The sequence below is a fragment of the uncultured Escherichia sp. genome (assembly GCF_948475835.1).
In the GTDB taxonomy this organism is placed as follows: Bacteria; Pseudomonadota; Gammaproteobacteria; order Enterobacterales; family Enterobacteriaceae; genus ECMA0423.
Genome location: NZ_CAOLGM010000237.1, coordinates 1 through 2,703 on the forward strand (window position 1 = coordinate 1; position 2,703 = coordinate 2,703).

Sequence of the window (2,703 nt, forward strand, 5' to 3'; positions counted from 1 at the left end):
GTGCGCTACTGGCCCGTCATTTTCTGATCCAGTAGCCATCGCTTTGACCTGCCGCTTTCCGGGCATATAATTACCGCTTCATTTTTTTGGCAGGGCTTTTTAGATGTTATTTGCATGGATACCCGATCCTAACGCCTGGCTTGCGCTCGGTACGCTGACGCTGCTGGAGATCGTTCTTGGGATCGACAATATTATTTTCCTTTCTCTGGTGGTGGCAAAGCTTCCCACAGCACAACGTGCTCATGCGCGCCGTCTGGGGTTGGCGGGAGCCATGGTTATGCGTCTGGCGCTGCTGGCATCAATCGCCTGGGTTACGCGCCTGACAAATCCGCTTTTTACAATATTCAGTCAGGAAATTTCTGCCCGTGATTTGATTCTGCTTCTGGGTGGCTTGTTCCTTATCTGGAAAGCCAGCAAGGAAATCCACGAATCCATTGAAGGTGAAGAAGAAGGGCTGAAAACACGCGTTTCATCATTCCTCGGCGCTATCGTGCAGATTATGCTGCTGGATATTATCTTTAGCCTCGACTCGGTGATTACGGCTGTGGGTCTGTCAGATCACCTGTTTATTATGATGGCAGCCGTGGTGATTGCCGTAGGCGTGATGATGTTCGCCGCGCGCTCGATTGGTGATTTTGTCGAACGCCATCCTTCGGTAAAAATGCTGGCGCTCTCTTTCCTGATTCTGGTGGGCTTTACCCTGATTCTGGAAAGTTTCGACATCCACGTACCGAAAGGTTACATCTACTTCGCGATGTTCTTCTCTATTGCGGTTGAAAGCCTCAACTTGATTCGCAACAAAAAGAATCCGCTCTGATACTCCGTACGCTCTCCTGCGGGAGGGCGTACTCACTCCTTTTACCCTCACAGTTTAAGATTTTCCTGCTTTCAAGATATATAACGTCGGTTTATAAACAGACTATTATCATAGGTAGGCCAAATGAGGATAACCGGATGAAAAAATGGGCAGTAATAATTTCTGCAGTCGGACTGGCGTTTGCTGTTTCCGGGTGTTCCAGTGATTACGTCATGGCGACCAAAGATGGCCGTATGATTTTGACCGATGGAAAACCTGAAATTGATGATGATACCGGGCTGGTGAGTTATCACGATCAGCAAGGTAACGCGATGCAAATTAACCGTGATGATGTTTCGCAAATTATTGAACGTTAACAAATAAGGTCAGCATCCGGCTGGCCTTAAGATTTTTCTCTTTCCCTTTTCCCTTCCCTCTGCCATTTTTATATTCCTTATGTCGTGATTATAAAAAGGAAACGGCTATGCAATATCACCGTATACCCCACAGTTCGCTGGAAGTCAGCACGCTGGGGCTTGGCACGATGACGTTTGGTGAACAGAACAGCGAAGCCGACGCCCACGCACAACTCGACTATACCGTCGCTCAGGGCATTAACCTTATCGACGTTGCCGAAATGTACCCAGTACCTCCGCGCCCCGAAACGCAAGGGTTAACCGAAACCTACGTCGGCAACTGGCTGGCGAAACATGGCAGCCGCGAAAAGTTAATTATCGCCTCCAAAGTGAGCGGACCGTCGCGCAATAATGACAAGGGCATCCGCCCGGATCAGGCGCTGGATCGGAAGAATATCCGCGAAGCGCTGCATGACAGCCTCAAGCGCCTACAGACTGATTACCTCGATCTTTATCAGGTGCACTGGCCGCAGCGCCCGACCAACTGCTTCGGCAAACTCGGTTATAGCTGGACGGATTCTGCGCCTGCGGTTTCGCTGCTGGATACGCTGGACGCACTGGCAGAGTACCAACGCGCGGGAAAAATTCGTTATATCGGCGTGTCGAACGAAACTGCATTTGGCGTAATGCGCTACCTGCATCTGGCGGACAAACACGATCTGCCGCGTATTGTCACCATTCAGAACCCTTACAGTCTGTTAAACCGCAGTTTTGAAGTAGGTCTGGCAGAAGTCAGCCAGTATGAAGGGGTCGAACTGCTGGCCTATTCGTGCCTGGGTTTCGGCACGCTGACCGGGAAATATCTCAATGGTGCAAAACCCGCTGGCGCACGTAATACGCTCTTTAGTCGGTTCACCCGCTATAGCGGTGAGCAAACGCAAAAAGCCGTCGCGGCGTATGTTGATATCGCCAGACGTCATGGCCTGGACCCTGCTCAGATGGCGCTCGCGTTTGTACGCCGTCAACCGTTTGTTGCCAGCACTCTGCTGGGCGCAACCACGATGGATCAGCTGAAAACTAACATCGAAAGTTTGCATCTGGAGTTAAGCGAAGACGTATTAGCTGAAATTGAAGCGGTGCATCAGGTTTATACTTATCCGGCACCATAAGATTAACGCCGGTTAAAACCGGCGTTAAATATTAATGACGGCGCTGCCAGATCCACAGCGCCGTTATTGCCAGCGCAAACAGCGCACCGAAGCCAATGCCAATGGGCACGACCGGGATGCCTATCATTACCGCCAGCGAGTAAATGCCCAGCATCAACAACATGGCGCTGTTTTCGCCAAGGTTTTGTACTGCAATCGCATTCCCCGCCCCGACGCTTTTTTTACCCCGCTCCTGTAGCAACGCATTGAGCGGAACGACAAAAAAGCCCCCCATCACGCCAATCAGCATCAACAAGGCATAGGCTGGCAGCAGCTCGTGTTGCAGGGAAAAAATCAGTACCACCACGCCAATCAAAATCCCGGCTGGCATACAGCGTGACAC

3 protein-coding genes and 1 pseudogene are annotated in these 2,703 nt (G+C 50.9%); 3 read left to right on the plus strand and 1 reads right to left on the minus strand.

Features of this window, described 5'->3' with window-relative positions:
• Window positions 1-103: 103 nt before the first annotated feature.
• The 3 genes from QZF50_RS23405 to QZF50_RS23415 all read left to right on the plus strand — a co-directional run bounded on the left by QZF50_RS23405 (window position 104) and on the right by QZF50_RS23415 (window position 2,321).
• Window positions 104-817 (plus strand): TerC family protein, encoded by a 714-nt coding sequence (locus QZF50_RS23405; protein ID WP_001472131.1) that lies wholly within the window; start codon window positions 104-106, stop codon window positions 815-817.
• A 137-nt stretch (window positions 818-954) separates the two neighbouring features.
• Entirely contained in the window at window positions 955-1,173 is a 219-nt protein-coding gene (gene ygdR / locus QZF50_RS23410; protein ID WP_000758655.1) for a lipoprotein YgdR, read from the plus strand.
• Window positions 1,174-1,280: 107 nt separating this feature from the next.
• On the plus strand, window positions 1,281-2,321 hold the full coding sequence (locus QZF50_RS23415) for an NADP(H)-dependent aldo-keto reductase (protein ID WP_001472132.1): 1,041 nt from the start codon (window positions 1,281-1,283) through the stop codon (window positions 2,319-2,321).
• Between the two features lie 31 nt (window positions 2,322-2,352).
• On the opposite strand, the pseudogene QZF50_RS23420 reads toward QZF50_RS23415, so the two are convergent.
• Window positions 2,353-2,703 (minus strand): annotated as a pseudogene (locus QZF50_RS23420) (MFS transporter); the annotation flags it as partial.

Excerpts from the sequence above, each read along its gene's own strand:
- QZF50_RS23405 (WP_001472131.1), top strand. The coding sequence starts at position 104 with ATGTTATTTGCATGGATACCCGATCCTAACGCCTGGCTTGCGCTCGGT.
- ygdR (WP_000758655.1), top strand. The coding sequence starts at position 955 with ATGAAAAAATGGGCAGTAATAATTTCTGCAGTCGGACTGGCGTTTGCT.
- QZF50_RS23415 (WP_001472132.1), top strand. The coding sequence starts at position 1,281 with ATGCAATATCACCGTATACCCCACAGTTCGCTGGAAGTCAGCACGCTG.